This is a genomic window from Prosthecobacter sp. SYSU 5D2 (assembly GCF_039655865.1).
GTDB lineage: Bacteria > Verrucomicrobiota > Verrucomicrobiia > Verrucomicrobiales > Verrucomicrobiaceae > Prosthecobacter.
Window position 1 is genome coordinate 343085 of the sequence record NZ_JBBYXL010000006.1, and the last position, 26011, is coordinate 369095.

General features: G+C 58.6%; 22 protein-coding genes and 1 tRNA gene. 14 read left to right on the forward strand and 9 right to left on the reverse strand.

Annotation, left to right across the window (positions count from 1 at the left end):
• Positions 1 to 71 precede the first annotated feature (71 nt).
• The 4 genes from rsmI to WJU23_RS12460 form a co-directional block, all read right to left on the reverse strand.
• The gene (gene rsmI / locus WJU23_RS12445; protein WP_346332900.1) at positions 72 to 866 is read right to left on the reverse strand and encodes a 16S rRNA (cytidine(1402)-2'-O)-methyltransferase; all 795 of its coding nucleotides are present in this window, start codon (positions 864 to 866) and stop codon (positions 72 to 74) included.
• On the reverse strand, positions 866 to 1378 hold the full coding sequence (gene lptE / locus WJU23_RS12450; RefSeq protein ID WP_346332901.1) for an LPS assembly lipoprotein LptE: 513 nt from the start codon (positions 1376 to 1378) through the stop codon (positions 866 to 868). Before lptE ends, rsmI begins: the two co-directional genes overlap by 1 nt.
• A 29-nt stretch (positions 1379 to 1407) precedes the next feature.
• Complete coding sequence (locus WJU23_RS12455) at positions 1408 to 2664, reverse strand: tetratricopeptide repeat protein (RefSeq protein ID WP_346332902.1); 1257 nt, start codon at positions 2662 to 2664, stop codon at positions 1408 to 1410.
• Between the two features lie 129 nt (positions 2665 to 2793).
• Positions 2794 to 3771 (reverse strand): type I phosphomannose isomerase catalytic subunit, encoded by a 978-nt coding sequence (locus WJU23_RS12460; protein ID WP_346332903.1) that lies wholly within the window; start codon positions 3769 to 3771, stop codon positions 2794 to 2796.
• Between the two features lie 145 nt (positions 3772 to 3916).
• Here WJU23_RS12460 and WJU23_RS12465 point away from each other — a divergent pair, with 145 nt between their 5' ends.
• The 3 genes from WJU23_RS12465 (at position 3917) to WJU23_RS12475 (ending at position 7177) form a co-directional block, all read left to right on the forward strand.
• On the forward strand, positions 3917 to 4957 hold the full coding sequence (locus WJU23_RS12465) for a hypothetical protein (protein WP_346332904.1): 1041 nt from the start codon (positions 3917 to 3919) through the stop codon (positions 4955 to 4957).
• 126 nt (positions 4958 to 5083) lie between these two features.
• Entirely contained in the window at positions 5084 to 5995 is a 912-nt protein-coding gene (locus WJU23_RS12470) for an alpha/beta fold hydrolase (protein ID WP_346332905.1), read from the forward strand.
• A gap of 42 nt (positions 5996 to 6037) precedes the next feature.
• On the forward strand, positions 6038 to 7177 hold the full coding sequence (locus WJU23_RS12475) for a DUF2156 domain-containing protein (RefSeq protein ID WP_346332906.1): 1140 nt from the start codon (positions 6038 to 6040) through the stop codon (positions 7175 to 7177).
• 69 nt (positions 7178 to 7246) lie between these two features.
• On the opposite strand, the gene uxaC is transcribed toward WJU23_RS12475, so the two are convergent.
• Positions 7247 to 8659 carry a glucuronate isomerase gene (gene uxaC / locus WJU23_RS12480; RefSeq protein WP_346332907.1) on the reverse strand — a complete coding sequence of 471 codons (1413 nt, stop codon included), beginning with the start codon at positions 8657 to 8659 and terminating at the stop codon, positions 7247 to 7249.
• Positions 8660 to 8738: 79 nt separating this feature from the next.
• On the opposite strand from uxaC, the gene WJU23_RS12485 reads away from it, so the two are divergent.
• Complete coding sequence (locus WJU23_RS12485; RefSeq protein WP_346332908.1) at positions 8739 to 9815, forward strand: aminopeptidase; 1077 nt, start codon at positions 8739 to 8741, stop codon at positions 9813 to 9815.
• Positions 9812 to 10732: a peptidylprolyl isomerase gene (locus tag WJU23_RS12490; RefSeq protein ID WP_346332909.1), complete on the forward strand. Its 921-nt coding sequence runs from the start codon at positions 9812 to 9814 to the stop codon at positions 10730 to 10732. The genes WJU23_RS12485 and WJU23_RS12490 overlap by 4 nt, the downstream gene beginning before the upstream one ends.
• On the opposite strand, the gene WJU23_RS12495 is transcribed toward WJU23_RS12490, so the two are convergent.
• Positions 10703 to 12112, reverse strand: coding sequence for a TonB-dependent receptor (locus tag WJU23_RS12495; protein ID WP_346332910.1), 1410 nt, complete (start codon positions 12110 to 12112; stop codon positions 10703 to 10705). The two genes, WJU23_RS12490 and WJU23_RS12495, sit on opposite strands and share 30 nt — an antisense overlap.
• Before the next feature lie 134 nt (positions 12113 to 12246).
• Between WJU23_RS12495 and WJU23_RS12500 the strand changes: the two genes are divergently transcribed.
• The 4 genes from WJU23_RS12500 (at position 12247) to WJU23_RS12515 (ending at position 15650) form a co-directional block, all read left to right on the forward strand.
• Positions 12247 to 12336, forward strand: a tRNA-Ser gene (locus tag WJU23_RS12500).
• A 211-nt stretch (positions 12337 to 12547) separates the two neighbouring features.
• Complete coding sequence (locus tag WJU23_RS12505) at positions 12548 to 13120, forward strand: CDP-alcohol phosphatidyltransferase family protein (RefSeq protein WP_346332911.1); 573 nt, start codon at positions 12548 to 12550, stop codon at positions 13118 to 13120.
• Between the two features lie 97 nt (positions 13121 to 13217).
• On the forward strand, positions 13218 to 14600 hold the full coding sequence (gene der / locus WJU23_RS12510; RefSeq protein ID WP_346332912.1) for a ribosome biogenesis GTPase Der: 1383 nt from the start codon (positions 13218 to 13220) through the stop codon (positions 14598 to 14600).
• Positions 14601 to 14687: 87 nt separating this feature from the next.
• The gene (locus WJU23_RS12515; RefSeq protein ID WP_346332913.1) at positions 14688 to 15650 is read left to right on the forward strand and encodes a ThuA domain-containing protein; all 963 of its coding nucleotides are present in this window, start codon (positions 14688 to 14690) and stop codon (positions 15648 to 15650) included.
• Between the two features lie 330 nt (positions 15651 to 15980).
• Here the strand turns inward: WJU23_RS12515 and WJU23_RS12520 are convergent, their stop codons facing one another.
• The gene (locus WJU23_RS12520; RefSeq protein WP_346332914.1) at positions 15981 to 16919 is read right to left on the reverse strand and encodes a histone deacetylase; all 939 of its coding nucleotides are present in this window, start codon (positions 16917 to 16919) and stop codon (positions 15981 to 15983) included.
• Positions 16920 to 17028: 109 nt separating this feature from the next.
• Between WJU23_RS12520 and recG the strand changes: the two genes are divergently transcribed.
• Positions 17029 to 19116, forward strand: a complete 2088-nt coding sequence (gene recG, locus WJU23_RS12525; RefSeq protein ID WP_346332915.1) for an ATP-dependent DNA helicase RecG — start codon at positions 17029 to 17031, stop codon at positions 19114 to 19116.
• Between the two features lie 126 nt (positions 19117 to 19242).
• On the opposite strand, the gene WJU23_RS12530 is transcribed toward recG, so the two are convergent.
• On the reverse strand, positions 19243 to 19818 hold the full coding sequence (locus WJU23_RS12530) for a methyltransferase domain-containing protein (protein ID WP_346332916.1): 576 nt from the start codon (positions 19816 to 19818) through the stop codon (positions 19243 to 19245).
• A 67-nt stretch (positions 19819 to 19885) separates the two neighbouring features.
• Here WJU23_RS12530 and WJU23_RS12535 point away from each other — a divergent pair, with 67 nt between their 5' ends.
• From WJU23_RS12535 to WJU23_RS12545, 3 genes are read left to right on the forward strand one after another with little or no spacing between them, the layout of a single operon-like run.
• Complete coding sequence (locus WJU23_RS12535; protein WP_346332917.1) at positions 19886 to 20116, forward strand: YgdI/YgdR family lipoprotein; 231 nt, start codon at positions 19886 to 19888, stop codon at positions 20114 to 20116.
• Positions 20113 to 20688 carry a Maf family protein gene (locus WJU23_RS12540; RefSeq protein WP_346332918.1) on the forward strand — a complete coding sequence of 192 codons (576 nt, stop codon included), beginning with the start codon at positions 20113 to 20115 and terminating at the stop codon, positions 20686 to 20688. Before WJU23_RS12535 ends, WJU23_RS12540 begins: the two co-directional genes overlap by 4 nt.
• Positions 20685 to 21125, forward strand: coding sequence for a hypothetical protein (locus WJU23_RS12545; protein WP_346332919.1), 441 nt, complete (start codon positions 20685 to 20687; stop codon positions 21123 to 21125). Before WJU23_RS12540 ends, WJU23_RS12545 begins: the two co-directional genes overlap by 4 nt.
• Positions 21126 to 21397: 272 nt before the next feature.
• Here WJU23_RS12545 and WJU23_RS12550 read toward each other — a convergent pair whose 3' ends face one another.
• A complete protein-coding gene (locus WJU23_RS12550) occupies positions 21398 to 22258 on the reverse strand; it encodes an AraC family transcriptional regulator (RefSeq protein WP_346332920.1) in 861 nt (286 codons plus the stop codon).
• 232 nt (positions 22259 to 22490) lie between these two features.
• On the opposite strand from WJU23_RS12550, the gene WJU23_RS12555 reads away from it, so the two are divergent.
• Positions 22491 to 26006, forward strand: coding sequence for a DEAD/DEAH box helicase (locus WJU23_RS12555; RefSeq protein ID WP_346332921.1), 3516 nt, complete (start codon positions 22491 to 22493; stop codon positions 26004 to 26006).
• Positions 26007 to 26011 lie beyond the last annotated feature (5 nt).

Genomic DNA, 26011 nt, shown 5'->3' on the forward strand with positions numbered 1-26011 from the left:
GAGCGGGACCCTTGATTATTCGTGGAGCGTTCAGGGGGCGGCTTGCTGATTTTTTCATGGTTGGGCGGTTGTCACCAAGTGATCCATTTGGGCAGCTCACGTGGTGCAATGACCAGGGTGATCTCACCTTTGGGTGTCTTGGTTTGGTAGTGAGAAAGCACATTTCGGGCCGGACCGCGCTGGAATTCCTCAAACTTCTTCGTCAACTCCCGCGCAACGACGACCCGGTGCTCTGGAGACTGCTCAGCAATCATCGCCAGCGTATCGACGATGCGATAAGGGCTTTCGAAATACACCGTGGTGCAATCTCTCTGCAGGGCGCTGGACAGTTCCGTATTTCGCTGGCCTTTTTTGTGAGGCAGGAAGCCGCCAAAGTAAAAAGGAGTGGTAGGCAATCCCGATGCCGCCAGGGCGGTGAGCACGGCGCTTGGACCTGGAATGCCCTCCACACGAAGCCCTGCGGCAACCACGGCCTGCACCAGGCGCTGGCCGGGATCTGAGACCGTGGGCATGCCGGCATCTGAGATGAGGGCGATGCTACTGCCCTGATGGAGCTGGGCAATCAGCTCCGGAATGCGACGCGCTTCATTGTGCTCATTGAGACTGATGAGCCGGGAACGGATGCCATGATGGGAAAGCAGCCGGCCAGAGTGCCGGGTGTCCTCACAGGCAATGGCGCTGACGGTTTTGAGAAGGTGCAAGGCCCTCAGGGTGATGTCGGCGAGATTGCCAATTGGCGTGCCAACCAGGTAAAGTGCTGGCGGCAGGGAACTGGGCAGGAGATCCACGATCTCCTCTTCCTCAGGCAATTCCACTGCTGAGGAAGGTTCAGCTTCCCCGGCACCCGGATCTGCAAAATCTTCCATCACCAGCCTTCGGTGATATCAGATGCAACGTTTACAGACAGACGCTGGGCAGCGTCCTCAAGAGCCTGCGCTTCCGAATTCTGAATGTTGGTATCCAGAATCGTGTAGGAATCTGCCGAGGCACGTCCGCGATGGATGATGACACTGCGTCCGGAATCCTTGATGTTGTAATCCACACGCAAGGTCATGAGGAGCTGCGAGGTGCGCAAAACGTTGCGACGATCCGCACGGAACTGGGAGCGCTCCACGTTGGTCACCCGTCCTTCCAAAATGGCCTCGGCATTCTCAGCCGAGACAATCTCATAACCTCCGCTGTTTTGAATCTGCTTGATGATGGCATTGGTCACCAAGGAGCCCAGACGGGGCTCCAGGGTCAGATTCTCAAAGGTGGGCACCGCCAGCTTGGTGACGTGACTCAGGTGTGCAGGTTTCTGGCTGCCCAGACGATAGCCTGCACAGCTCGTAAGACTGACAACCACACCAAGGAGACTGGCGAAAAAAAAAGTTTTCATCCGGGAGAAAGATGGTCGGTGCTGGGCAATCAAGGTGCAGGTGTGACCGGCTTGGGCGGCACGGGCAACTGAGGCGGGATGCCGGGTGCATCGGGAACAGCAGGGACGGGCAAAAGCGCCGGTTTTTCTTCTGTCATGGGCGGAAGCAGGCTGCCTCCGGTAGGGGCTTCCCCTGGAGTCAGAGGAAGCGTAGGCTCCTGGATGGGGATGGGAAGGAAATTGTCGTCACCAGCGCGCATCTTGGGTTTCTGGCCGAGGCGGGTGAGTTCTGGCGAAAGCGGTCCGATGTAATCATCCCGGTTTTTCAAATTGCGGGCACCTGGAATGGTGTAGTCCTGGTCAGGCTGGCCTTTTTTTGCATCGGCCACTGCCTCAGGATCAATGGCGGCAAGCTGGGCGAGCAGCTCACGGGCTTCATTGGAAGCCTCCGGCGAACCGTATTTCAGGGCTTCGTTGTAATAAATGGCAGCCGCTTTGGTCTTGCCCATCCGCTGGTAAAATTTACCTACCGAGAGGGACTGGGTGGCTTCGGCGGCATTCACCTGCTGAAGGATCATCTCGGCCTCGCTCGCACGCTCACCCTTCGGATTGGTGGTCATGTAGGTGGTCAGCGCATCACGGGTGGCCACGAGATTGGATTTATCTTCACTGCGGCTGGCGGCCACACTGCTGATGGAGCCGATACGGAACTGGGCCTCGCTGGCCTGCTTGGTATTCGGGTAGTTTTCAGCCACGTTCTGATAAGCCAGAACGGACCTGTCTTTTTCCCCCAGGTCCTGGTAGATCTCGGCGATGCTGAACTGGGCCAGAGGAGCCAGTTTGCCAAACGGGGCATTGGAAATGATCTGCTGATAAAGCTTGATGACATCTTCCCCGCCCATCTTCACCGGCAGGACGAGCATGGCTCGCTGTTTGCGACCGCCACGGGCTTCTTCCGCCAGCTCATACTGCTGCTGGAGCGCATCATTGAACCGGGGGCTGGAACGGTAGTCATTGATGAACTTCTGAAAGGCGTCGAACGCCGTCGTAACGTCGCTGTTGCTGCGGGTGATGGTGGCGTTGGCGTAGGCGGCCTCCGCAGCGGCGGTGGTGAACGGGTATTGCTTGACGATTTCCCGGTACTGGCTCTGGGCCCGTCCTGTTTTCCCATTGTTCTGAGAATCACGCGCGGCCATCAGCAGCGCCGTGGCCTGGGCTTCCTGTACCTGGCGTTCATTGGCACCAGGCGCCTGCTTGCTTTTCTTTTCAAAAAGACCCAGGAAAGCATGGGCTGGGGCTGGCAGCATGCACAACGAAACTGCCGCAAGGGCGCAGGTGGACAAACTGAGTCTGGAAAGGGCAGGTTCTCTCATCGGAAGGACATACTAAGGGCGTGACAATGACACGTCAAGCAGACCGAATGGCAGCTTTTGATCTCATTCTGCGGATGTCGGTGACGGCGGAATCCGGATTTCCAGCCAGCTTGCGTCGGGGGAAACCTCTGTAAGACGGCGTTCCGGGTCGCTCATCAAGGCTGGAATCACCGCAAAGTCTCCGGTCTGCAACGGACAGCCGCTGATGGAAAGACTGCCGGCGACCATGGCGATGGTCAAGTTCTCCCCTGCCCTGCCCAGCTTCCCACAGGAAGCATAAGCCTGGCTGACATGGAAGTCTTCACAACTTACCAGCGTACCGTTGGCCTGGCGGGGCTGCAAGGCAGGCTCATGATCTGAAAAGTCCATGCTGCGCAGGGACTGCTCTACATGCAATGTCCGCGGCTGGCCATCCAGCCCGACGCGGTTCCAGTCAAACACGCGGTAGGTGGTATCGCTGTTTTGCTGGATCTCAAAGATGACCAAACCGGCACCGATGGCATGAACACGGCCGCTGGGCAGAAAGAGACAGTCCCCGGCCTCCGGCTCAATGGAATGCATGAGTTCTGCAACAGCCCCCGTCTGGAGAGCGGATTCAAACTGGTCCCGTGTGACACCCGACTTCAACCCTGCATACAGACGGGCACCTGGCTGAACCTGGGTGATGAACCACATTTCTGTTTTGGGTTCGCCGCCAAGACCGGCTGCGACGCTGGCCGGAGGGTGGACCTGGATGGAAAGGTCTTCACAGGCATCCAGGATTTTGATGAGTAGCGGAAACCGTTCGGACGGGTGCCCTTCCAGCGCGGCACCAAAAACAGACACCCGGTGCTGCTGCCAGACTTCATGCAAAGTCATTCCCGCAGCCGAACCTTCCTGAATGACACTCTGTGCTTCCTCCCGGTCACTGACCTCCCAGGATTCACCATAGGGGAGAGCTGGGTCCGGCAAGGTCCGGCCGTAAAGGGATTCCAAATTTCGCCCTCCCCAGATGCGGGTTTGATACAATGGGCGGAAACGCAGCGGTTGGTTCCAGTTCATGATTCATTTCAGTGCAAAGGCATTGTCCCTCATGCAAGCCCTTGTATCCTCTATTTTCTTTCCCGGTAATTTAACTCAATGAAACCCGGCCAGTCTTACGTTGTTGAAGCGGAAGCCCCTTTTTTACCATCCTCCCATCACAACCATGAAGTTCCTGATTCTCCCTTCAGCCATTCTTCTCACCTCCATGACCTGCTCCGCGCTGGCTCAGGGGACAAGGAACCGTCCCAACCAGGGAGGCGGCGCTGAAACAGCCGTGGCACCCACGCCCAATCCGGCCGCCGCCCTGACTGAGGCGCAGGTCAACACCGTCCTGAACCAGCTCAAGGAACTGGAAGCCCAGGTCCTTCAGATGCGTGGCAGCAATTTGTCATCCATCCTGTCCAAACTGCAAGCCGCCATGGCCAGCGACCAGGCCGCGATGGGACTCTATCTGGACTGTGACCGGCTGGTCAACAGCGACCGGAAAGAGGTGGCCAAGACCGATGCACGCAAGCGCCAGGACGACATGGAAAAAAGGATGGACCAGCGGGCCAAGGGAGGAGGCAACAATGAGGAGGGCGAATTTGGTGTGGCTGTAAGGCTGGGGATCCATTACCTGGTCCTGACCCTGCAAGCGCATGAGGCTAAAGAGGAAGACTTCGAAAAAATGGCCCCCAAGCTTCAAGAGTATATTCAAACACTGGTCGCTTCCGCCCCGAAATTGAAAGGCCGGGCAAATGGTTATCTGGCCAATGCGCTGTCCAACAACAATCCTATCGTGGATGCATTCAGCCTGTCCCGCTACCTGACCCGGAAAGACTGGAACAAAAACCCCCTGGACATCGGCAGCATGTACTCGCAAACACTGTTCCCGCTTGCTGCACAGGATAACAAAGACAGTCTGCCCGGTCTCTGGGATGCACGCATCATGGCAGAAGGCACATTTAAAAAGGAAAATCTCTATGCACCGGAGTTTGAGCTCTGGACCAAGAACGAACTTCCTGCCATGCGCTGGCAGAGGGCTGTGTATCTTTATGAAAAAGGCCCCTCCCCGGTCAATGCACTCGCGGACATGCTGAAAGTCATCAAAGATAACCCGGCTCACGCCGATGCCCCGAAATGGGTGGCCGATTTGCGGCAGTTAGTGAATCATTCCGCACCTGAGCAAACCAGCTCCAACCTCGAGCCAGCACCTGGCTCCTGAGAATTCCGCTTTGAAAGAAGCGAAAAGTAGCCCCAGGGGTTCAGAAAAGCATCAATTACAACGATTTCCATCGCGATCAAAATTGGAAAAATCTAATTATGGTGTTATTAGTGCGTATTGCAGATAATGGAATCACTCACTGTTACCAAGTTAGCCACCTCTCACGCCACAACGTCTGAGGGGCGCGAGCTGGTGAAGTTTTGCTCCCTCGGGGTTGAGATTCATGCCTTTTTTGTGCCTGCTGCCGCAGAGCTGCCAGGACCCGTGTTAATCGTGTCCCATGGGGCTGGAGAATTTAAAGAGAACTATCTGGAAATGGCCGACCACCTCTCCAGACGCGGAATATCAAGCCTGCTGCTGGACATGCACGGTCATGGTGCCAGCGGCGGCAGGCGATACCACGTATGCATCAAGGAATGGGTGGCAGATCTGAGGGCGGCCATTGATTATCTGGAGACACGCGATGATGTGGATCCGCAGCAAATTAGCGGATTCGGCCTGTCATCGGGCGGGACGACCATCCTGGAGGCCGCGGTGGTGGAGCCGCGTCTGCATGCGCTGGTGGCTCTGGATGCCACGGTGATGAACACCCTGCCGTTGTCCATCACACTGTCCATGAGCGCCATGTCCGGCCTGGGGTACATCAAGCGTCTGCTCACGGGTGAGGATCTGCGGATCTCCATCGTCAAATTGCTGGATGAAGTGGAACTGGCATCGGACCCGGAGATCAACGCCCGTTTGAGAGTCGATCCTGGAAAAGTGATGGCCTTTAAAAACTTTCCGCTTCCAGGGGCAGCCCAGGCTTTTTTTGTCAGCACCATCAAGCGTGTATCAAAGATCAAGGCAGCGACTCTGGTCATCTGGGGGGAGGACGACCATCTGGATCCGGTAAGCACGGCGCATCTGCTGCATGAAAAGCTGACTTGCCAGAAAGCGATTGAAATTGTGGCAGGAAATGGTCACGCAGGCCACCTGGACAGAAACCGGAAACAAGTCTTTGATCTAACAGCCAACTGGCTTTTGAAACATCGGCCCTAGCAAGTTGCCAAAGCCGGGCTATTATGCTGTTCTATCAATATCATGCCTTCAATCTTAGGAAAAGAAGCTAGAGAAATCAACTGGGAGACTAAATGGTCTTTGTTGGCTCCCTTTATTCAACGTTATGGAAGCGGTTCCCTGGCCTATGCGACACTTCAGCAGGGCATGGAATATTTCGTGCATGAGCTGGGCTACATCGCCTTCATCACGACCACCCATCCGGTCTTTGCCCGCAAGCCCAAGCGCATTGTACTGACGGATCCTATCTGCGATCCCAACAACCGGCAGGCTTTGATCTCGGCCTTTCTCCAGGAGTTTCCATCCGCAGTCTTTGGGGTCGTCTCGGAGGAGTGCGCGACGCTGCTGCGTCAGATGGGTTTCAAGGTGAACTGCGTGGGTTATGAACCGGAACTGCCCATCCAAACATACAATACGTCAGGCAACTGGAAGGAGCTGGATATGATCAAGCGGGCCCGGAATGAAGCCCGGCGTGAGGGAATCAGCATCCGTGAAGTGGACATCACCCAAGTACCCCTTGAGCAGTTGAACGCGCTTTCGGCCAAATGGCTCCAGGGCAAAAAGGTGAATGACCGTGAAATCTGGATCTACGCCAGGCGGCCCGTTTACCAGCACGAGCAGGATGTGCGCAAATTTGTGGCCTTTGACAAAGAAGGCACGGCCGTCGGTTACGTCTTCTATGATCCCATGTATCGGGACGGGAAAATCTATGGTTACTCCGCCAACATCGTGCGTTGTGATGAGGCACTCTATGGCCGTCTGGCCACATCCATCCACATGGTGGCCATGGAGGTCTTCAAGCCAGAAGGCGCGGAAATTTTAAACCTCATGCTATGCCCCTTCACCCATCTGGAGAATGGCCTCTATGCGGATGATTTGATGACCAAATGGTTCTTCCAGATCAGCCAGCGATTCGGCGGTGAGATTTACAATTTCAAAGGGCTGGCCTTTCACAAATCCAAATATCGCGGCCAAGAAAAGCCGGTTTATTACGCCTCCAACAGCCTCCTGCCGTCCAATGACGTTTACCTGGCCTTCCTGACGGCGGACATTGCCAAGAGCTACTTCGCCACGATGAATCTGCTGGGCATCGGCATGATGAAGGAGCTCTTCAAAAGCAAGCCCGCGCCTGTGAAAGAGACTGCCGGGGCCGCAAAAAAATGACGCGTACATGGGCCCCGGTGCTGAGCACCGAAGCCAGGGCATTGATCCTGCACAAATCCCGAAGACGGATCAGCTCACCTCCAGCCCCAGGTAGGCTTTGGCATTGGCGTAGCAGATGTTTTTGACCATGCTGCCAGTCAGTTCATCATCGTCAGGGATGAGACCGCCTTCGATGTCATTGCCAAGAAGATTGCAAAGGGTGCGGCGGAAGTATTCATGCCGGGGGAAGGACATGAAGCTGCGGCTGTCTGTGAGCATGCCGATGAAACGGCTGAGCAGGCCCAGGTTGCTGAGGGCATTGATCTGCCATTCCATGCCTTCCTTCTGGTCCACAAACCACCAGCCGGAGCCGAACTGGACTTTGCCCGGTGTGGTGCCGTCGGCAAAGTTGCCGGCCATGGTGCCGAAGACGTAGTTGTCTGCCGGATTGACGTTGTAGAGCACGGTCTTGGGCAGGGCGTTTTCCGTGTCCAGCGCATCCAGGAAACGGCTCAGGCTTTCGGCCTGCGGAAAGTCTCCGATGCTGTCGCAACCGACATCAGCACCCACCTTTTTGGCCAGACGGGTGTTGTTGTTGCGCACCGGCCCCAGGTGAAGCTGCATGGTCCATTTGCGCCGCGCATTCAGGCGGCCCACATGCATCATGATGTGAGTGGCCAGAAGTTCCTGGTCCTCCGGATAAAGCCGCTTGGTACGGTGGCTGCGGTAACGGTCAAAGACCCGTGCGGCAGCAGCATCGGTGGAGAAATTGGCGTAACAACGGCTCAGGCCATGGTCGCTCAGGCGGCAGCCTATGCTGTGGAAGTAGTCGTGCCGCTTTTCCAGGGCCTGAAGAAGGGCGCTAAAGTTGTTGATGGTAATGTTGGTGACTTCGGAAAGTTTGTCGCACCAGTCATTCCAGGCATCAGGCTGCAGCAGGCCCAGGGCCTTGTCCGGACGGAAAGTGGGATAAACACCGATTTCAAATCCGTCGGCTGCACATTTTTTATGCCAGGAGAGATCATCAGTCGGGTCATCCGTGGTGCAGAGGGCGCGGACTTTTTGGGTGCGCAGAATGCCACGGGCACTCATTTCCGGGCGGGCCAGGGCGGCCTCTGTCTGCTCCCAGATGGCGGGTGCGGTCTTTTCATTCAGCAGCTCATCAATGCCGAAATAGCGTTTCAACTCGATGTGGGTCCAGTGATAGAGCGGATTGCGCAGAGTATGCGGAACGGTTTTGGCCCAGGCCAGAAACTTGTCACGCGGGCTGGCATTGCCGGTGATGAGCTCCTCGTCAATGCCATTGCAGCGCATGGCGCGCCATTTGTAATGATCGCCCTCCAGCCAGATCTCGTGAATGTTACGAAACTGGCGGTCTTCGGCAATGTCCTTGGGCGGGAGGTGGTTGTGGTAATCCAGGATGGGCTCGTCTTTGGCGAAGGAATGATAAAGGCGGCGCGCTGTCTTCGTGGACAGCAGAAAGTCATCGTGGATAAAGGACATGAGGTTGGATCGTTAAAATGCAGGTTTTTTGAAAAAGTTCCAGCTTGGTGGAGCGAAAATTCCTCTCCATCGTGAACCGATGAAGCACAAAGGCAACAAGATAGACACAGGGAGGTGGTTCTTTAGCCTGGCCCTGGCTCTCATGCTCACGGGCTGCTCTACCGTTGGTTTTTATGCCCAGGCCCTGCGGGGGCAGAGGGAGATCATGAACCAGGCGCGGCCGGTGGCCGAGGTGCTTGCAGATCCCTCAACCAAGCCTCTGCTGAGGGAAAAACTGACCACCGTGGAAGACATCCGGGCCTTTGCTGACAGCGACCTGGGCCTGCCGGCGGACGGGCAATATGAGCGCTACACCAATCTGGGGCGGAAGTATGTCGTCTGGGTGATCTACGCGGCGCCCGAATTCAGCACGGAGGCCAAAAGCTGGTGGTATCCCCTGGTGGGATCTCTGAAATACCGGGGGTTTTTCACCGAGGCCAGGGCGGAGAAAGAAGCTGCCAAGCTGCGTGCCGAAGGCCTGGATGTGTACATGGGCGGGGTGGCGGCGTATTCCACATTGGGCTACCTGAAAGATCCCCTGCTGAACACCTTCATGGGAAGGCCGGATGCGGATCTTGCGGAGCTGGTCTTCCATGAGCTGACCCATCAACGCATCTACCTGTCAGGGGATACCGATTTTAACGAAGCCCTGGCGACGGTGGTGGGGCGTGAGGGAGCGCTGCGCTGGATGAAGGCGCGCGGGATGCAGAAGGAACTGAAACAGTATCAAAGGGAGATGGTCCTGGAGACCGAATTCGTGGCAGAGGCTCTGCAAACCCGCAATGAACTGAAAGCCCTCTATGCCCGGTCTGACCTGGATGAAGCCGCCATGCGCGAGGCCAAGCAGGCGGCCCTCGGTGAGCTGAAAATCCGCCTGAATGCGATGAACAAACGCCATGGTGGCTCATTGAAGCTGGACCGGTGGTTTGAAAAACCGGTCAACAACGCCCGGCTCAACACCCTGGCCACCTATCACGATCTGGTGCCTGGCTTTGAGGCGATGCTGCGAGATTGTGCAGGGGATATAGATGTCTTTTTGAAACGCATGGAAGACATGAAAGACCTTTCCCCCAAGGAGAGGCGCGCCCTGCTCAGAGAAGCCACGCCCGCCTCATGAAACCGTGGATCCTGCCGTTTTTGCTGGCCTTCCTGGTGGCAGCAGGCCACTTCTGGAGGGACTCTTTGCGAGATCACTTGTTAGGCCGCAAAGCCCTCATCCATGACTTGGCAGTCCGGCAAGAAGAAGCGGCGCTGGTTTTCCGCCAAGGCCATTCGTCAGCCACACCAGAGGCGGCCCGGCAAAGCGTGATGCTGGAAGCACTCGTCCGCCAGCAACGGCTGATGGATACGGACTTCCATCCGGATATCAGGCTGGCCTACGCGGCAGAATGGCAGGCCTGGGCACGCCAGTGGGAGATTGACGGAGAACGGCTCCAACGCCTTGCCGGACAAGGGCTGACCGAAACGCAAATGCAGCAGTCCATTCAAGATGCCCTGCTGGACCAGGCATGGATTGAAGAACAGGTGAGCGAGGCAAGCCAGGTCTCGGATGAGGAGCTGGAGACCGCCTTGAAGCAGTACGAAAGCCAGATGCTGCTGCCCCAGGTCCATCGCGTGGCCCATTTGTTTTTATCACGTCATGGATCAGTCAAAAAGGACCGGACCCCGGAACTCGCGCTCATCCGGCAAAAGCTGGCGGAGGGGGAGGACTGGGCCGCACTGGCGCAAAGACATTCGGAGGATGCCCGCAGCAAGCTCCGTGCGGGAGACCTGGGATGGATGAGCATGGAAAGAATGCCGGCCGAATTCATGGCGGCTGTGAAAGGCCTGAAGCCAGGACAGACCAGCGGCCCTGTCAGCTCGCCTTTGGGCTGGCATCTCATCCGTGTGCTGGAAAGGAAACCCGCCCGCAAGGCGATCCTGGAAGAGGGGCGGTCCGAACTGGAGTCCCTGCTGTCCTGGCGGAAAAGAACGGCTGCATTGGAGGACCTCCCCCGCCGGTTTCTACAAACCCATCCAAGGTCCGGTCTCTAGCACGATTTGCGGCACCAGGGTGCGCCAGCGTTCATCCCCTTGATTGATCATCTGGCGGACGTCGGCGCTGGTTTGGAAAATGTGGTCCTCCAGGCCATTTTCTATGGGATGCACGGAGCCGGTCTCGAGCAGATAGCTGAGCAGATGCTGCTGCTCCTTGGTGACACGGGCATGGCGTACATCGCGAATTTTCCCCGTCATGGGATCCCCGGCGGGATAAACATAGAGCCGCACCTGGTTGCGGAAAAGCCGTCCAAAGGCCTCCATCAGCCCGCCCTCCAGGTCGGTGTACCAGCGTTCATTAAACAGCTCTTCAAACAGCGGCAGTCCCAGAATGATGCCGACAGGCTCATGGGTATGCCGGGCCAGATAACCGCTGAGCCGGTGAAACTCCGCATACTTGGAAATGAGGACATTTTTCCCCAGCGACTGAAGGACATCCGCGCGGGCCAGAAAGTTATCGTACTCCACCGTGCAGTCATCCATGCACAGCAGATTGTGCATGGTAATTTCCAGGATTTCGATATGGTTTTCCGCAGCGCTGCCAAAGTTTTCCAGGAAGGCTTTGCCGCCCTGCTCCAGCATGTCCAGATTCACCCGGGTGATGGGATCAAAACTGCCGCGGTTCAGCAGTACGGGACGTTTATAAAGCACGTCTGAGGCTTGGAGAATCTGCCCGTCCGTCCCAAACAGCGCCGCATCTGCGAGGTCGCTGCGGACCAGTTCCAACGCCACCAGCCGGTCCTGATACATGGGGGCGTCAAAGGCCGGACCGCTGAAGTCCACCATGTCAATTTCCACCCGCCACCGTGACAGCTCATCCATGAGACTGTGCAGAAAAGTGGGCAGATGGTCCCGAAGATGATAGGCCGCATACAGAAGATTTACCCCCAGGATGCCTAAAGCCTTGGACTGACGCGCATTGGTGGCATCCAGCAGGCGCACATGGAGCTGGATGTCACTGCATGGACCCAAGGGATCGGTCTGAAAGCGCAGCCCCATCCAGCCATGACACTCCTCTTTGGTATCGCGAAAACCGCGCGCCCGGACGGTATTGGCGAGCGCAAAAAAGGTGGTCGCCTCTCCCCGGCTGCTGCCTAAACGCTCCTGCACAATCTGGAATTCATGCCCCAACATGGCCTGCATGCGCTGGCGGGAGACGTAGCGGGCGCTTTTGCCATAAATCTCATCGCTAAAGGTCATGTCATAGGCGGACATGGTTTTGGCCACCGTGCCGGAAGCCCCGCCGGCGCGGAAGAACCAGTTGGCGATCTCCTGGCCTGCACCGATCTCGGCAAAGGTGCCATACACCCGATGGGCCAGGTTCAGTTTCAACGCTTTTTCAAGCGTTCCAGGGCGGTCAGTTGGATTCCCGGTCATACTCGGATAACCCTTACGCGGGAGATGTCCCGGGGGAAGTGGAGATTCTGTTTCATCGGTGCATCTTTTGCGTTGACGTCCATGCCAGTGTCGCGCTAATAGTCACCCCTGCCCGCACTGCGGCAGAAAATTTGGGTGAGATGGCTGAGTGGTCGAAAGCACATCTTTGCTAAAGATGCGTAGCCTTACCGCTACCGAGGGTTCGAATCCCTCTCTCACCGCCACTTTCTGAGAGACAAACCAGAAAGTACACTTTTAGCCCCGCTCTTCCCCGCAAACACGCGGCTTCGTGGCTGTCTGAAAAATGGTGAATGGGTGATTTTAAGCCAGACGTCTTCAAGTGCGTATTCACCGTACGGTCAGCGTGACCTGCCAAGCCCCTGCTGAACGCATCATTGCAATCCCTCCCGTCCGGGCTTAAAGGAAAGGTTCGCTTTGACCTTCGCCACTCAGATCACCCTGTTTCGCATCCTGCTCATCCCGGTTTTCATCGGGCTGGCGGTGTATTATGGGCAGAGCGTGGACCTTGGGGCTGCGAATGAATCCCTGCGCTGGTGGGCCATCGCCACCTTTGCTGTGGCGGCGCTAAGCGATGCGCTTGACGGCTATGTTGCGCGAAATTTCAACCAGAAAAGCCGGCTGGGCGGCATCCTGGATCCGCTCGCGGACAAGCTGCTGCTGCTTTCCGCCATCATCACGCTGGCGCTGGCCAATTGGGATCCGTCCTTTCCGCTGTGGTTTCCCATCCTGGTCATCTTCCGCGACCTGGCCAGCATCGGCGGGGCTTTTTTGATTGATTACCTGACGGGCAAGTGCGTTATCAAACCGCACTGGACGGGCAAGGTGGCCACCTTTGCGCAGTTCTCCGCCGTGCTCTGGCTGATGCTGGACATCCCTTACCTCATCTGGCCCACTGCCGTAGCGGGTGCCTTCACCGCCGTGTCCGGCTTTTTGAACCTCGCCGCCGGCGTCCGCCAGGTGCAGCATCACTCCGGCGACCGCGTTTAAGCCTGTCCCCTTCTTGACCCCTTTGACCTTTGACTTCCTAGACCCGTCACCCTTGACACGTCTTGACACTTCCCCTCCCCTTTAGAAACCACCATCCATGCGTAAAACAGTCGCCATCGTAGGCCGCCCGAATGTGGGCAAGTCCGCCCTTTTTAACCGCCTCGCGGGCATGAACATCTCCATCGTCCATGACCTGGCCGGCGTGACACGCGACCGCATCACGGCGGAGTGCCGTCGCGGCCCGCAGGTCTTTAACATCATGGACACCGGAGGCATCGGTGCCAACACCGAGGACATCCTCACCGAGCAGGTGCAGGTGGAAGCTGCCATCGCCTTGGATGTAGCGGATCTGCTGCTTTTTGTCGTGGATGTCACCGCAGGCATCACCACCATTGACCAGTCTCTGGCGCAGATGCTGCGGCGGACGAACAAGCCGGTGATCCTGGTGGCCAACAAGTCCGATTCCGAAAAGCGCCGGCTCGGCTCCGGGGAGTTCTCCAAAATCGGCTTTGGCGATGCGGCGGAAGTGAGCGCGGTGCACGGTTACGGCATTGATGACCTGGTGGATTCCATCGTGGAAAAGCTGGAGATCACCGATGAAGAAACCGAAGAAGCCCGCGACCTGCGGCTTTCCGCCCGGCCTCTGAAGCTGGCCATCGTCGGCCGCCCCAATGCGGGCAAGTCCTCCCTGGTCAATGCCATCATGGGTCAGGAGCGCGCCATCGTCAGCGACATCCCCGGCACCACCCGCGACAGCCTGGACGTGCACTGCACGTATAACGGCAAGCATTACCAGCTCATTGACACCGCTGGCATCCGCAAGCAGGCCAAGGTGGAGGATGCCGTGGAGATCTTCAGCATCCAGCGCAGCTACGCCGCCATCAAACGCGCCGACCTCTGCCTGCTGGTCATTGACTGCGCCGACGGTGCCAAGATGCAGGACCGCAAGATCGCCCAGATGATTGTTGAGGAGCGCAAGCCCTGCATCCTGGTGATGAACAAATTTGACCTGTTCCATCCTCACGCCCAGCAGAAGGACCGGCTGGAAGAGCTGGCAGAAACCATGCGCCGGGAGTTTTTCTTCCTCAGCTATGCCCCCCTGGTAGCCACTTCCGCCAAGAACAACGAAAATGTTGGCAAGCTTTTTGTGCAGATCGAAAAAGTGCGCAAAGGCGCCCAGGGCCGCATCGGCACCGGTGTGCTGAACCGTCTGATGCACGAGACCATCGAGAACACCCCCGGCCCGCTGGGCCGCAGCCCGCAGACCTTCAAGCTGCTTTACGTCACGCAGGTGAACGAAACCGAAGACGTCTCCATCCCCGTGCCACACTTCGTCATGTTCGCCAACCGTGCGGCAAAGATGACCGACGGCTACCTGCGATTCCTGGAAAGTGTGATCCGCAAAGAATGGCCGGCTCCCGGCGTCCCCTTCCGCATGAGCGTCCGCGGCAAGCAGCCAAAAGAAAAGAAGCGGAAGTGATGCGGACACTCCTGCCTGCAATGTTTGAATTTCCCTCTTGACGGCCCTTGACTCATCTTGACTCCTCCTTGACCCAACCCACCCACCATGTTCCCGAAAATCCTCGCTCCCCTCGCCTGCCTGGGCCTTGCGCTCAGCCTCGTCTTCGCAGCCCCTGAAGCGCAGAAAAAACCGCGCATCCTGTTCTTCTCCAAGTCCAGCGGCTTTGAGCACAGCGTCATCTCCTGGAAAAACGGCCAGCCGAGCCATGCCGAAAAAGTGCTGCAGGAACTGGGTGCCAAACACGGCTGGGACTTTGAGTTTTCCAAAGACGGCTCCAAATTTGGCAAGGACTACCTGGACCAGTTCGATGCCGTGTTCTTCTACACCACCGGCAACCTCCTGGAAGAAGGTACCGACAAACAGCCGCCCATGAGCGCCGAGGGCAAGCAGGCGCTGTTTGACTATGTCAAATCCGGCAAAGGATTCATCGGCACCCACTCTGCCAGCGACACCTTCCACACCGATAACGAATCACTCAAAGGCCCTGAGCGTTACCTCAACCACGGCGAGAAAGCCGATTCCTACGTCCGGTTCCTGGGTGCGGAGTTCATCAAGCACGGTGCCCAGCAGGTGGCCAAAAATACGGTGGAAAACCCGAAGTTCCCCGGCTTTGAAAAAGTGGGCACCGAGTATTCCTTCCATGAAGAATGGTATTCGCTGAAGGACTTCACCCCGGACATCCATGTGCTCAGCGTCATGGATGCCCCGGCCATGACTGGCGTTGAATACCAGCGCCCGCCCTTCCCCAGCACCTGGGCACGCAAAGAAGGCGACGGCCGCGTGTGGTACACCGCCATGGGCCACCGCGAGGACATCTGGACCAACCCCGTGTTCCAGGACATCCTCATCGGCGGCATCCGCTGGGCCATCGGCGAAGTCCAGGCCGACGTGCCGCCTAACCTCAAAGACGTCGCCCCCGGTGCCTACACCAATCCACCCTACGTAGAGCCCAAGCCGCCTGCCCCGAAGAAGGTCAAAGCAAAGCCCGCCAAAGCCGAGACGAAGTAACGTCCAGTTTCATTAAAACCTGGTCAAAAAAAGCCGTCAATGAGGCTGGCGATGGCCTTCTGCAAGGGATAGAGCGTTGTTACCACACTCCGCAAAACCCCCAACTTCAGCGCTTCAACCTCTGGACGCGCCTGGATACCTGCTGCACCCGCCTGCCAAAACCGTGCGCATTAGTGCATCTCAAAAAACGCGGGAAAAACTGCGCTCCTTGGAGGTCCAAAATCACCAGATATCGCCTGGGTTAGCGCAAGCAAAGATTGACTTGCTTGCTTAGAACAAGAGTTAGTCAGTCCCTGACTTTTTTTCGACTGACTCGCCCCATCTCCAGTCTTACTTGACTAATTCCTCCACATGCGCCGTCACTGCACTGGCCAGCCCACTGAGGTTGTAGCCGCCTTCGAGGACGGAGATGAGGCGGCCCTGGCAGTGCGTTTCGGCGGCACTCATCAGGAGGCGGGTGAGGGTGGCAAAGTCTTCATCGGTGAGCTTGAAGTGGCCGAGGGGATCATCAATCCGGGAATCGAATCCGGCGGAGATCATGATGAGGTCGGGCTTAAAGCGTTCGATGGCGGGGAGGAGGTGATCTTGGAAGGCGGCGCCGATTTGCTTCATACCGGTGCCTGCGGGGAGGGGGAAGTTTAGGGTGGTTCCCCTGCCCTTGCCGGAGCCGGTTTCCTCTTTGGCGCCGGTGCCGGGGTACCAGGGGGACTGGTGGGTGCTGGCGAAGAAGACGCTGCCGTCATCATAAAAGATGTCCTGGGTGCCATTACCATGATGGACGTCCCAGTCCACGATGAGGACCTTTTCGGCGCCGTGGATTTTTTGCGCATGGCGGGCGCCGAGGGCGATATTGTTAAAGAGACAGAAGCCCATGCCCTGGGCGGGACAGGCGTGATGGCCGGGGGGACGGATGGCGCAGAAGGCGCGGGTCAGTTTTCCGGTCATGACGGCATCCACGGCGTTGAGGACAGAGCCGACGGCGTGGGTGGCGACGGTGTAGCTTTTTTCGCCGATCTGGGTGTCGCCGGTGCTGAGGGTATCGAGTCCGGCGGCGACTTCATCGCGGGCGAGCTCGACATAATGGCGGGGGTGGCAGCGCTCCAGCTCGGGCATCTCGGCGTGGCGGCCGGGGATGGAGGCCATTTTGGAAATGAGGCCGCTGGTGGTGAGGGCCTGAATGATGGCGGTGTAGCGGGCGGGGCTTTCGGGGTGGCCGGGACCGGGGTCGTGATCCTTGTACAGCGGGTCGAGGTGGAGGCCTGTGGTCATGACGGGATGATTTTGGCAGGTTGGCGGAAGATTTTAAAGCAGATAGCGGAAAGAAGGGCCATCTTTTCGATCTGCCCCGCTTTTACTCTTATTCTTTTAAACATCGTTCATGCCGACCGCTTTAGACGCTCTTCTTTCTGATGTCCCTGGAATGCCTGCGAAGATCGTGAAGGCGCTGGCGAAGGAGCAGGTGATGACGGTGGGGGAGATCGTGGCGTGGCTGCCGTTTCGCCATGAGGACCGGCGGCACATGGAGGGGGCCAGTTTTCAGGTGAGCGAGATTCCGGCCTGCTACAGGGTCCAGGTGACGAAGACGGGGAACAAATACTTTGGGGCTCGGCGTGGGGCGGGACTGTTTGAAGCGCAGGTAGAGCCGATGGGCGGGGCGGCGATGGGCGGGCTGCTGACGCTGCGCTGGTGGAACATGCCGTTCATGAGCCGGGCCATCGCGGAGGGGCAGGAGCTGATCATTTATGGCAAGGTGAAGGAATTCAAAGGGCGGCTGCTGATGGATCACCCGGAGTATGAGGTGCTGGGAGATGAGGAGGAAACGGTCAAAATCCATAGCGGGCGTATCACGCCGGTTTATCGGCTGAAGGCGGGGGTGACTCAGAAGACGCTGCGCACGGCGGCCTGGCATGTGCTGCAGTCGCTGGGGAATGCTTTTACCCAGGATCTCTTGCCAGTGCCGAGCCCGAAGGGGGAGTTTGCGGGATGGACACGGGCGCGGGCAGTGAAAGCGGTGCATTTTGCGGAGACGATGGAGGATCTGGAGAAGGCGCGGCGGTATTTGGCGCTGGAGGAGTTTTATGGCTATCAGCTCCGCGTGGTGCGGCGGCGGCGGGCGGTGCTGGAGGCGGGCGGTCATGCGCATGTGGCGGGGCCGCTGGCGCGGGAGTTTGCGGAGTCTCTGCCCTTTGAAATGACGGGCGCGCAAAAGCGGTCGCTGGAGGAAATCCAGCGCGACATGGCGAGCAACGCGCCGATGAACCGGCTACTGCACGGCGATGTGGGCAGCGGCAAGACGGTGGTAGCTTTTGCAGCGATGCTGGGCGCGGTGGAGTCGGGCAAGCAGGCGGCGCTGATGGCCCCAACGCAGATCCTGGCGGAGCAGCATTTCCAGACGGCACGCAAGTGGCTGGAGCCGCTGGGCCTGAACGTGGCCCTGCGGACGGGGACGCGGGCGGAGGAGGGGGGCGTGGAACTTTTCAATAAAAAAACGTCATCCAAAAACGATATTTTAATAGGGACCCACGCACTTTTGCATGATGAAAACCTGGTGCGGAACCTGGGGCTGGTGGTGATTGATGAGCAGCACAAGTTTGGCGTGGCGCAGCGGGCGCGGCTGATTCAGAAAGGCAACACGCCGGATGTGCTGGTGATGACGGCGACGCCGATCCCGAGGACGCTGACGCTGACGGTCTATGGGGACCTGGATGTCTCCACGCTGGATGAACGGCCGAAGGAACGGGGCAAAATCATCACCAAGGTGAGGCCGGCCACAAAGCAGGCGGAGGCGGCCAAGTTTCTCCTGGAGCAACTGGAGGCCGGGCGGCAGGGATACCTGGTGTATCCGCTGATTGAGGAATCCGAGAAGCTGGATGCAACGGCGGCGAAGAAGGGGCATGAGGTGTGGGCCAAACTTTTACCACACTTCCAGGTAGGCCTGCTGCATGGCAAACTCAGCGCGGAGGAGAAGGACGCGGTGATGCGGGAATTCCGTGCGGGCAAGCTGGATGCCCTGGTCTCCACGACGGTGATCGAAGTGGGGGTGGATGTGCCGAATGCGACAGTGATGTACATCCACCATGCGGAGCGCTATGGGCTGGCGCAGTTGCATCAGCTCCGGGGGCGGATCGGGCGCGGTACGCACACTTCCTATTGCGTGCTCTTTGTGAAGGACAAGGACGAGGAGGCAAAGTCGCGGCTGGCCATTATGGAGGAGACGACCGACGGATTTCGGATCTCCGAAGAGGATCTGAAACGGCGCGGACCGGGCGATGTAATGGGCAAGGCCCAGAGCGGACAGGCTCCATTAAAGTTTGCGGAACTTTTGGCCGATACGCGGCTAGTCAGGCTGGCGCGGCAACTGGCGGAAAAGACGCTGGATGAAGACCCGCTCCTGATGGCCCCGAGGCTGGCGGAGGTGCGGGGTTTTGTTTTCCAGGAGGATGAGCCGGGGGCGATGAGGCAGTGAGCAAGCGGGAGGCAGTTTACGATATATAGTGTTCGGTTTTCAGTATTCTCTTCAGAGTACAAGCGCACTGAAAACTGCATACTGAACACTGGCTTCGAATGCCGACGGATCGTCGGCGCTCCATAATTACTTCCGGGCGACGTACACAAACGCGGGCGGCACGTTGCCCCAGACGACGCGGCTGGTTTCGACACCGGGGAGGCGGTCGTGGAGGAGGCCGCGAAAGCGCTGGCCGCTGGGGAGGCGGTGGAAGCCGTAGTAGGCGAAGGTGGCAAAGCGGCCGCCCTCTCGAAGATGCGGCAACACATTGCTCAAAATGGCTTCCTGCAGGCAGCGCGGGAAGGCGGTCCAAGGGAGGCCGCTGACGACAACATCGAAGGGTTCGCGGTCGGCGAGGTAGCTGTTAAAGTCGAACTCCTGGGCGCCGGCGATGCGGAAATCCATGCCGGGAAAACGCGGCTTGAGCTGGGTGACAAAGGTCTCGTTCAACTCGATACCGAGGTAGCTGGAGCCATGGGGCATAGCATCCAGAATGGCCTCGGTAAAGGCTCCGGTGCCGGGTCCCAGCTCCAGGACGTGCCTGGCTTTTCCCACTTCGGCGGATTCCATCATGCGATAAGCAAGAGCCTGGCTGGACGGAGCCACAGCGCCCACGGTCTTCCAGTTACGGACGAATTCGTGGAGAAAAGTGGGGGCGGACATGGCCTGCGGATATAAGCGTACTTGCGAAACGGTGCGAATGTTTTTCCTTGGCAGACGTTCTTCATTTATGACCCTGCTATTGCGCCTCATAAGTACCGTTGCGCTGGCCACCCTTCTGACCGGTTGCCAGTCCACCGGCAGTTATCGAATCACTCTGAAAGATGGCCGCCAGTATCTCTGCAAAGGCCGGCCTGAATACCAGGGGAAAACGGGCTATTACCGTTACCGCACCTTTGAAGACCGGGATTCCATGCTGCGCGCGGACGAGGTGCTCATGATCGAGGAACAAGGCACATGATGAATCCCACCAAGCTGGTGCTTGCCTCCCAGTCCCCCCGGCGGATCGAGCTGATGCAGGAGGCTGGTTACGTTTTTGACATCCTGGTTCCAGATGTAGAAGAGGCCCACGATGCCAGCCTGACGCCGGAAGCCCTGACGGTGGAGAATGCACGCCGCAAAGCAGTGGCCGGTGCCCTGCAAAGGCCGGACGTCCTAGTCATCGGCGCGGATACGCTGGTGTATGTGGATGGCGAGCCGCTGGGCAAACCAGGTGACATGGAGGAGGCGCTGAAGATGATGCGACGGCTCTCCGGACGTGGGCACCAGGTGTGTACGGGTGTCTATCTGGCCAGCGAGGGTGGCACAGCGGGCCAGGGCTTTCATGTCATTACCGAGGTGGCTTTTAAACCGCTGACTGATGAGATCATCCAGGCTTACCATGCCAAGGTGAATCCCTTGGACAAGGCCGGGGCATATGGCATCCAGGAAGCCAGTGAGATGATTTTGGAAAGCTATGAGGGATCTTGGACCAATGTGATGGGGCTGCCGATGGAGAGGCTGGGGGAGGTGCTGAAAGCCGTAGGCTTATGAGTGCCGCCAAGAATGAAGCCGTTGAAGACGATGAAATCATCATCACGGGCCGCGTGTCCATGTCCCTGCGCATTAGAACCCCATTTGATACCTCCGGTCTCAGCCAGCAGCTTGGTCTGCCCGCCAAACGCGTTCGTCCCATAGTGAAAGGATTGAACTACTGGTGCGGGGAAATGGAAGACGAAACAGAAGCTCATTCTTCTTACCTCTGTGACCTTGTGACTTACTGGGTCCAGCATCTCAGTACCCACTCCGAGGTCATCCTGCAGGCAGTCAATGGCGGTGGTGAAGCCACCCTCGTCCTGGCCATGTTCGTTGATGGCAATCTCGATTTCCAGTTTGAGCCGTCCGACATCGCCACTCTCGCCCAGCTCAAAATGGGCTTCATCTGCGAAGTCTATCCACCCCGCATCGAGACCGTACCAGACGCCTCCTGAAGTGTTTCTCATGAAGTCATTATCCCCACCCCAGGTGAAGCGGACTCTCTGCATTTTCGATTCCTTTGAGGCTATCAGAAAGCACGAGCAGTCTGAATGGAGGGCAATGAGTCCGGTAGCGCGCCTGCGGGCCGTTGAAACCATGCGTCAGCTCAACCACCCAGGCTATGACCCCGCTACCGCGCGAATTCAGCGATTTTATACAGTTGTTAGACCGGCACAGGTTTAAGTGCTGCGGGGCATAAATGCGGTACTCCGAACGCTTCCCACCCTCAGTTCTGCTTCTCCTCATCCCGAAACTGCGTAGGCGTGAGCTTGGTCATCCGTTTGAAGTCCTTGCTGAAAAAGAACTGGTCGGCGTAGCCTACCTGGCGGGCGATTTCTTTGACGGGATCATCCGATTCGATGAGGCGACGCTTGGCCTGGTTGATGCGCTCACGGCGCAGCCAGTCAATGGGGCTGGTGCCGATGGCAGCTTTGAACTGGCGGCTGAAGTGGCTTTCGCTCATGCCGGCGATCTGGGCCAGCTCCACCACGCGGATGGGCTGGTGGAAATACAGCCGCATTTTTTCCAGGGCCTTCTGCACCGGCATCGGTAAGTCCGGACGGATGAGGTCGGGGTCCGACAGACGGGCATCGAAGGCTTTGGCGATGATGGCGGCGATGGCGGCATTCACATTGGCGGCATCGCAGGGGCGGTTGCCATCCAGAAACTGGAAACTGCGCTCAAATTCAACGGCGGCCCCGACGGCATCAAAGCCTCCCAGGACAGGCATGGAGCGAACCTCCAACAGCTGGGCCAGGCGGTCGAGCGCGCGGCCTTCTACACGCACCCAATAGACCTCCCATGGGTCTTTGGAGACCGCTCCGTAAGCGTGCGGGTGGTGGCAGTTCACCCATACGAGCTCTTGCGGGGCGACATCATGGCGCTTGCCGGCGATTTGCACCCACCCCTTGCCTCGGAGACAAAGAATCAGTTCATGCCCGGGATAAGTTTCCCGCTGAATACGGTGTTCCGTGCCGGCCTTGAGATGACCGGCGCGGACCACGGAATAAAACAAGTCCCTCTGCCAGTCCGCCGGGGTGGCGTACAGGTTCTTGAGAAACAGGGTTTCCGTGGGCAGTGGAATCATGGCGGTATAATACATCACCAGAGCAGCGCATCTCTTGACCGGGACACGGTTTTTTTTGAGTTGAGGCCCTCCACAGGGTCCGGGCCGCCGTCCACCGATGTCTCTCTGAGAGGAGGAGGGGAAAGAAAAATGTGTGACAGCCACGACATCTCCAAGTCAGCTCTGGCGCAGGGCGGATAGGTGTGCTAAGGCAACCAGTTCCCCCGGTCTCTCCGCCGCGGGCTTTGTGCTCATGCCTGACTTCGCCACTTCCCTCCCCAGCCTCCTTCAGTCTTTTGATTCGCGCCTCCGCCAGGAAGCAGAAAGACTGGCCGATGATGACGCCATTCGCGGCCTCGACATCGTCGAAGATGAAGTTTTAGCCGAGGTGGTCCTGGATGACCGGCGGGTGAATGTGCGGTGGGCTTTGGAAAATGACATCTGGCAGGGCGAAAGCGACTGCGATGAAACCGCCCTGCACCAGCTCGCCCTGTGCGCAACTTTGATTGCCGCCCAGCGGCGCTTCGCCCGGCAGGCCCCTGGCAGCGGAACCGTGCCCTCCCTGCCCCCTGAGGAAACCTTCCAGCTCATGCTGGAGCGGCGTCTGGCACGCCAGCTGACACCGGAAGAAGAAGGCTACCTGAGCAAGCTGGAGAAGCGCTTCCAAAGAGTGCGCCAGAGCGGTCATATCTATGACCAGGACATGGTGCGTCTGCACCCGCGCTGGAGCATCCAGAGCGTGGACCCGCTGGCACTCTGGCCGGAGCCGCCGGTGAACCTGAAGGAATTTTGGGAGTATGTGGCCCTGGCGCTGCATGAGCGGAGCCTGCCTGCACCGTCGTTTCTGCGAGGCAGCGTGGACATTGATGCAGTGCGTGCCCGGCTGAGCGTGTGGCGGCAAGAGCGCACCCTGCCCCTGTGGCGTGAGCGCATCCGCGAACTGCTGAAAAGCCTGAATGAGGGCGCGCCGCAAAGCCGCCGGAACTGTGACTTCCGGCTCATCATCACCCCGGCCGAGGCCCGGTTGCAAATCAAGTCCGGGGCAGACACCGCCTTCCACAATGTCGCTGGCAACGAGCTCGGCAGCCTGGAAACGGAATACGAAAACGGCGCGCTGAACCTGCCGGCTGCGGCTGAGCTGCTGCTGCTGGCCTGCTGCGGCCAGTCGGGTGCCAATCCTGGAGATGTCTGCCGCTTTGACCTGGATACGCACAGCCGCTGGCTGGGCACGCTTTTCCAGCAGCCCGCCCTTCAGGCCCGGCTGCTCACGCTGGATGAGATGCCCTTCCGCCGGGTGAGCGAGCCCCTGACCTGGAGCAGCCAGGAAGATGCAGAATCCGGCCAGCTTAAGCTTACGCTGATCCAGGCAGACGGCACACCGGCCCCGCTGCCGCTGCGGGTCATGCATGGCGCAGAAACGTTGTTCCTCTCCTCAGATACCATCTTCAGCGGCCCCCTCTGGTTCCCTGAGGAAACCAAGCTGGAAGCACCTGCCACCATCCCGATCAATGCTCTGGCCACCCAGGACGGCATCGCCTTTCTGGACAAACTCGGCCTGCCTCTGCCTGCGGACATCGCCGCCCGCATCCGCCATGAGCCGCTGCAGGTCAATATCCGCGCCGGCTGCGTGGCCCGGTCGCATGCGACCAGCACGGAACACGCCGTCTTCCAAGTCGAGGCAGCCACGCCGGATGGCACCGTGCGGGAGGTCCTGCGCTATGCCGGCTGGCAGCCGACGGAGAACGCCCGCCAGGATGACGATGACAACAGCATCATCTGCCGCGACCGCAGCGCCCTGGCTCAGGCCGAGGCTACGCTGCAGGAAATGCGCCCTGTTTACGACCCGGAGTATGAAGGCTTCCGCGTGCGCCTGACGAAGACCTTTCCAGACCAGTTCAATGCCTGGGCCCAGAACATGCCCGAAGGTATGAAGCTCACCGCCGATGAGCGGCTGCAGACCATCCTGGCGGATCCTCTGATCGCCCGGGTCAGGATTGAGGCCTCACAAACAGCTAACATTGACTGGTTCGACCTCAAGATGGTTTTTGAAGTGGACGGTGCCGAATTGAAAGCTGCCGACATCCGCCGGCTCATCGCCGCGAAGGGTGGCTTTGTACAACTGGCCGATGGCACCTGGCGGCGCGTGAAGCTGGAGCTCAGCGAAGAGCAGCAGGAGATGATGGACCAGCTCGGCCTGGACATGGATGAATTTAGCAACGAAGCGCATCGCTTGCACTGGCGTCAGCTCACCGGCCAGGGAGCCAAGGAGATCATCAATCCGCGTGCCTGGCAGAATCTCACGCAGCGCATGGAGCAGGCCAAGCTGGATGAGAAACCGGAGGTCCCCGAAGGCCTGGGCGTGACTCTGCGCCCTTATCAGGAAGAGGGCTTCCATTTCCTCTCCTACCTGAGCTTGAACAAATTTGGCGGCATATTGGCCGATGATATGGGCCTGGGCAAAACCATCCAGAGCATCACCTGGATCCTCTGGCTGCGCACCCGTTACCGCAACGCCTGGCCCTGCCTGGTGGTGTGCCCAAAATCCGTCCTGGATGTGTGGGCCACGGAGTTTGCCAAAGCCGCGCCTGGGCTGAAAGTGCAGGTGCTCCGCGACAAGGAGGAGCTGGACCTGGAAAGCCTGTACAAAGACTACCATGTGCTGGTGATGAACTACGCCCAGCTCCGTGGCTGCATCGAGCTGCTGGAATCCGTGAAATGGCTGGCCGTGATCCTGGATGAAGGCCAGCACATTAAAAACCCGGACAGCAAGGCCGCCAAGGCCGCCCGCATGCTGAAGGCGGAAAGCCGCCTGGTGCTGAGCGGTACTCCAGTGGAGAACCGGTTGCTGGACCTGTGGAGCCTCATGACCTTTGCCGCACCGGGGGCACTGGGGGACCGCAACTACTTCCACCGCCACTTTGACCGTCGCAAGGATGCCAAGGCAAGCGAGCGCCTGGCCGCCCGCTTGAAACCCTTTTTGTTACGCCGCACCAAATCCCAGGTGGCCAAGGAACTGCCCGCCCGCAGTGAGGAGGCAATGCTGTGCGAGATGAGCGGCACCCAGGAGCGGCTCTACCGCGAGGAACTGGCCAAGGCCCAGCACATGGTGCTAACGGCCTCCGGCTTTGAGGTGCTGACGCGGAAGCGTTTCGCCATCCTGCAGGCATTGACCCGCCTGCGGCAGATCTGCTGCCACCCGGCCCTGGTGGACAAGTCCGCCGGCGATGACGACAGCGCCAAACTGACCTCCACCCTGGAGCTCATTGAAGGCCTCCATGCCGAAGGCCACAAGGTGCTTCTCTTCAGCCAGTTCGTGACTATGCTCAGCATCATCCGCGACCGGCTGGATGCCATGAAGATTCCTCATTACTGGCTGACCGGCAGCACCAACAATCGCTCCGAAGTGGTGGAAAACTTCCAGAAGGATGAAGACCCCTGCGTGTTCCTCCTCTCCCTGAAAGCCGGTGGCAGCGGTCTGAACCTCACCGCCGCCAGCTACGTCATCCTTTACGATCCCTGGTGGAACCCGGCCGTGGAAGCCCAGGCCATTGACCGTGCGCACCGCATCGGCCAGACGCAGCCGGTGATGGCCTACCGGATGATCACCAAGAGCACAATCGAAGAGAAGATCATGCTGTTGCAGCAGAAGAAGACGCTCATGTCCAACAACATCCTCGGCGAAGGCGGCTTCTCCAGCACCCTGGAAAAATCCGACTTCGAGTTCCTCTTTGGCCTGGAAGCTGAAGAAGCGATGCGTGCGGAAGACTGATTGCC